General features: G+C 38.0%; 3 protein-coding genes and 1 pseudogene. All 4 read left to right on the forward strand.

Annotated elements, in window-relative coordinates:
• The first annotated feature begins 36 nt into the window (after window positions 1-36).
• The 4 genes and pseudogenes from JCM15092_RS13900 to JCM15092_RS13915 all read left to right on the forward strand — a co-directional run bounded on the left by JCM15092_RS13900 (window position 37) and on the right by JCM15092_RS13915 (window position 4925).
• A complete protein-coding gene (locus JCM15092_RS13900) occupies window positions 37-423 on the forward strand; it encodes an START-like domain-containing protein (RefSeq protein WP_024995169.1) in 387 nt (128 codons plus the stop codon).
• 82 nt (window positions 424-505) lie between these two features.
• Window positions 506-2403: pseudogene (locus JCM15092_RS16320) on the forward strand (LptF/LptG family permease).
• A 4-nt stretch (window positions 2404-2407) separates the two neighbouring features.
• Window positions 2408-3622, forward strand: coding sequence for a bifunctional 3,4-dihydroxy-2-butanone-4-phosphate synthase/GTP cyclohydrolase II (locus JCM15092_RS13910; RefSeq protein WP_024995170.1), 1215 nt, complete (start codon window positions 2408-2410; stop codon window positions 3620-3622).
• Window positions 3623-3731: 109 nt separating this feature from the next.
• On the forward strand, window positions 3732-4925 hold the full coding sequence (locus JCM15092_RS13915) for a pyridoxal phosphate-dependent aminotransferase (protein ID WP_024995171.1): 1194 nt from the start codon (window positions 3732-3734) through the stop codon (window positions 4923-4925).
• Window positions 4926-4943: the final 18 nt, after the last annotated feature.

The following is a 4943-nucleotide window of genomic DNA, read 5'->3' on the forward strand; positions in this document are numbered from 1 at the left end:
TTGCCTTATTTTGCCCGCAGCAACTTAATAATACTTATGGGAAAAGAAAAAATACACATGGAGTTCATGCTCAAGTCCGGCTCAGGGAACATCGTTTGGAATATTATCAGTACAGCATCAGGATTAGAGACATGGTTTGCCGATAGAGTTACTTTGAATGACAAAACTTTTACATTCCAGTGGGGAAAATCAGAAATAAAAAATGCATTGATAGTAAACTATAGAGTCAACAGTTTTATAAAAATGAAGTGGGACGATGAAGAAGACCCTAAGGCTTATTTTGAGTTGAGACTTGCATACAATGAACTTACTAAAGACTACACTTTGGAAGTTGTTGATTTCGCATACCCTGACGAAATCGAAGATCAACAGGAACTATGGACATCCCAAATTGATAATTTGAAAAGAGTAAGCGGACTCTAATTAATAAAAATAACAAAAACATATTTATGCTATCCTTTTTTATGCTACTTTTGCAAACTGTTAAGACGCATAAAACCAGATAATGCTACGCATAAAAAAATTAGATATATTTATTATAAAGAGCTTCCTACAACTCTTTATTGGTACATTCTTTATATGCCTCTTCATCTTTATGATGCAGTTCTTATGGAGATACGTAGACGAATTAGTAGGAAAAGGATTAGGTATCGATATATTAGGGCAATTTTTCTTCTACTCTGCCCTGACTCTTATACCTGTTTCACTGCCATTGGCTATATTGCTAGCCGCATTGATGACTTTCGGTAATTTTGGAGAGAGATATGAACTCCTTGCTATGAAAGCAGCCGGAATATCACTTATAAGAATCATATCGCCTCTTATAATTTTCTGCACAATGCTTGCCTGTATCTCATTCTATTTCCAGAATGTCATATCTCCAAAATCACAGAAACAACTATGGACACTGCTTGTATCAATGAAGCAGACTTCTCCTGAACTTGATATACCCGAAAGAGTATTCTATAGCGATATAGAGGGATACAACATATATGTCAAGAAAAAAGACAGAGAGACAGGAATACTGAAAGATATACTTATATACAACTTCTCCGAAGGTTTCAATAACGCAAGAATAATATGGGCTTCCGAAGGCAAGCTTGAGATGACTGCTGATAAGCAACATCTATATCTGCATCTATATGACGGAGAACAATTCGAAAATCTGCGCTCAGAGAGTCTCTCTTCTGAGAATGTGCCATATAGACGTGAGTCATTCAAACAGAAACATGCTATAATTGAGTTCAATGGCGGGTTCAACATGGTTGACGGTAACTTCCTTAACGAACGCTCCGATAGTAAAAACATGGAACAAATAAGCCAGACTGTAGACTCACTAACTAAAACGACTGACAGCATAGGTAAAGTAATCTATGACGAATTCAGCACAACGACATATCGTAAACCTTTCCTTTCAAAAGAGGACTCTACGAAAATAGAAAAAAGTAAGCTGACATTTATAAATGTTGACAGTCTGTTCAATGCACAGACTACAGCCGATAAGGCGAAAATACTTAATAATGCATCCAGAAGGATGTCATCTCTATCAAGCGAATGGGAGATGAGAAGCTTCATGATAGGCGACATGTACAATACCATTAGAAAACATGAGATTGACTGGCATAAGAAGATAACTCTATCATTAAGCTGTCTTATATTTTTCTTCATCGGCGCTCCACTTGGAGCTATTATAAGAAAAGGCGGACTAGGAATGCCTGTAGTAGTATCGGTACTTATATTCGTGCTATACTACATTATTGACTCCGGTGCAACACGTATTGCAAAGAGCGGTGAGATGAATATCATGCTGGGAGTATGGATGAGCACCATTGTTTTGGCACCAATGGGTGCATTCTTCACGTACAAATCGAACAAAGATTCGGTAGTGTTCAATCAGGAAGCATATGTGAACTTCTTCAGAATGTTATTGGGACTAAGACCATCAAGACATATATTCAAGAAGGAAGTTATCATCACTGACCCTGATTACAGCAAACTTATTGCTGACCTGGATGAGATATGCGATGAATGTAAAACTTATGAAGAAAATCATAGACTTACTAAAGCACCTAATTACTATAAAATATTCACCAATAACTCCCACGATAATGAAGTAGCTAATATTAGCTCAAAAATGGAGACCCTTATCGAGGAGCTATCGAATAGTGATGACAATATTTTGTTAAACCAAATGCAGTCATACCCTATCCTATCGACTAAAGCTCACAAGAGTCCTACCGACAACCTGTGGTTTAACTTGCTTATGGGGTTGTTTGTACCTGTTGGAATAGTCTTCTATTTCAGGATATGGCGATTCAGCGACGTCTTGACAATGATTTACAGACTATAATCAAGAGTAGTCGTCAAATACAAGAACGAATTAAAACAATATATAATATCTAATGTTATGTCAGAAATCAAATTAAATTCAATAGAGGAAGCAATTGCTGACTTTCGTGAAGGAAAGTTCATTATTGTTGTAGATGATGAAGATCGTGAAAACGAAGGAGATTTCATTATAGCTGCAGAGAAGATTACCCCTGAAAAGGTAAACTTTATGTTAAAAGAGGGACGTGGCGTGCTATGTGCCCCAATAACTATGAAAAGATGCTCGGAACTGGGCCTCGACAGACAGGTAATAGATAACACCTCTATACTTGGCACTCCTTTCACTATTACAATAGACAAACTGGAAGGATGTACTACCGGAGTTTCTGCACACGATAGAGCTGCAACAATACAGGCGCTTGCAGATCCTAAATCGACAGCCGAGACTTTTGGCCGTCCAGGACATATAAATCCACTTTATGCTCAGGATAAGGGCGTTCTGAAACGTGCCGGACATACTGAGGCTGCTGTTGATATGGCTCGTCTTGCCGGTCTTGAACCTGCTGCTGCACTAATAGAGATAATGAACGAAGATGGTTCCATGGCTCGCCTTCCTGAGTTGATGGATAAAGCTAAGCAATTTGGAATTAGAATAATCTCAATACGCGACATCATAGCTTACAGACTCAAACAAGAGTCAATGATAGAGAAGGGTGTGGAGGTAGATATGCCTACAGAATATGGTCATTTCCGCCTTATACCATTCAGACAAAAATCTAACGGGCTGGAACATGTTGCACTTATAAAAGGAGAATGGGATAGCAATGAAGCAATTCTTGTGAGAGTTCACTCTTCATGTATGACAGGTGATATATTCGGCTCACAAAGATGTGACTGCGGAGAACAGCTTCATAAGGCCATGCAACTTATCGAGAAGACAGGAAAAGGTGTCATCATATACATGAACCAGGAGGGAAGAGGTATAGGTTTGATGAACAAAATCAAAGCTTACAAACTCCAGGAAGAGGGATATGACACTGTAGATGCTAATATTCATCTTGGATTCGATCCTGATGAAAGAGATTACGGAGTAGGTGCTCAAATACTTAGAGATTTAGGTATCCATAAGATGAGACTTATAACCAACAATCCTGTAAAGAGAATAGGATTGGAAGCTTATGGACTTGAGATTACTGAAAACGTTCCTATAGAAATTATGCCAAATCATTATAATGAACGTTACTTGAAAACAAAAAAGGATAGAATGGGTCACACTCTTCACTTTAATAAATGATTTTAAGTTTTTGATATTATTTTAATGCTAATATTAAATAACTACTTTCATAATTAAAACTATTTCCTTAAATTTGCATCAATAATTTAAATTTATAAATCGATTTGCAATGAATAAATTATCAGACCGCATCAATCGTTTATCCCCGTCGGCTACTTTGGCAATGTCGCAAAAGAGCAATGAGCTAAAGGCTCAAGGAGTAGATGTTATCAATCTTAGTGTTGGTGAACCGGATTTTAATACCCCTGACCACATTAAAGAGGCTGCGAAAAAAGCTGTAGATGATAACTTTTCTAAGTATTCTCCGGTACCAGGATATCTTGGCCTGAGAAATGCTATCTCTGAGAAACTCAAAAAAGAGAATAACCTTTTGTATACAGCAAATCAGATTTCTTGCTCAAATGGAGCAAAACAGGCAGTTTGTAATGTTATTATGACATTGGTAAACGAAGGTGATGAAGTTATTGTTCCGGCTCCATACTGGGTAAGCTACCCTGAAATGGTAAAACTTGCTGATGGTACTCCGGTAACTATTACAGCAGGTATAGACCAGGACTTCAAAATTACTCCTAAACAGCTTGAAGAGGCTATCACAGAGAAAACAAGGATGTTAATACTCTGCTCTCCATCAAACCCAACAGGTTCTGTATATAGCAAAGAGGAGTTGAAAGGATTAGCCGATGTTATTGCTAAACACCCTAATATATATGTTATAGCTGATGAGATTTACGAACATATCAACTATGTTGGAAAACATGAGAGTATCGCTCAATTTGCTAACGTATACGATCAGGTAGTAATAATCAATGGTGTTTCTAAAGCATACGCTATGACAGGATGGAGAATTGGATTTGCTGCCGGTCCTGAATGGATCATCAAGGCATTCAATAAACTTCAAGGTCAATATACTTCCGGTCCTTGCTCTGTATCTCAGAAAGCAGCTGAAGTTGCATATACTGGAACTCAGGAACCTGTAGAGGAGATGAGAAAAGCATTCGAACGCCGTCGTGACCTAATAGTTGAATTGGCTAAAGAGATCCCTGGATTCGAGGTAAACAAGCCAGAAGGTGCTTTCTACCTATTCCCAAAATGTGATTCATTCTACGGAAAAAGTTGTGGTGATAGAGTTATCGCTGATTCAGACGACCTTGCACTATATCTTCTTGAGAAGGCACATGTAGCATGCGTAGGAGGTAATTCTTTCGGAGCTCCTGAATGCATCAGAATGAGCTACGCTACTTCTGACGAGAACATTGTTGAATCAATGAAACGTATAAAGGCAGCTCTTGCTGAACTGAAATAAGATACTGCAAAGTGAAAA

Source organism: Phocaeicola paurosaccharolyticus JCM 15092 (genome assembly GCF_000613805.1).
Taxonomy (GTDB): Bacteria; Bacteroidota; Bacteroidia; order Bacteroidales; family Bacteroidaceae; genus Phocaeicola; species Phocaeicola paurosaccharolyticus.

What these genes read in the sequence shown, in the direction of transcription:
- JCM15092_RS13900 (WP_024995169.1), top strand. Translation starts at nt 37, where the DNA reads ATGGGAAAAGAAAAAATACACATGGAGTTCATGCTCAAGTCCGGCTCA.
- JCM15092_RS13910 (WP_024995170.1), top strand. Translation starts at nt 2,408, where the DNA reads ATGTCAGAAATCAAATTAAATTCAATAGAGGAAGCAATTGCTGACTTT.
- JCM15092_RS13915 (WP_024995171.1), top strand. Translation starts at nt 3,732, where the DNA reads ATGAATAAATTATCAGACCGCATCAATCGTTTATCCCCGTCGGCTACT.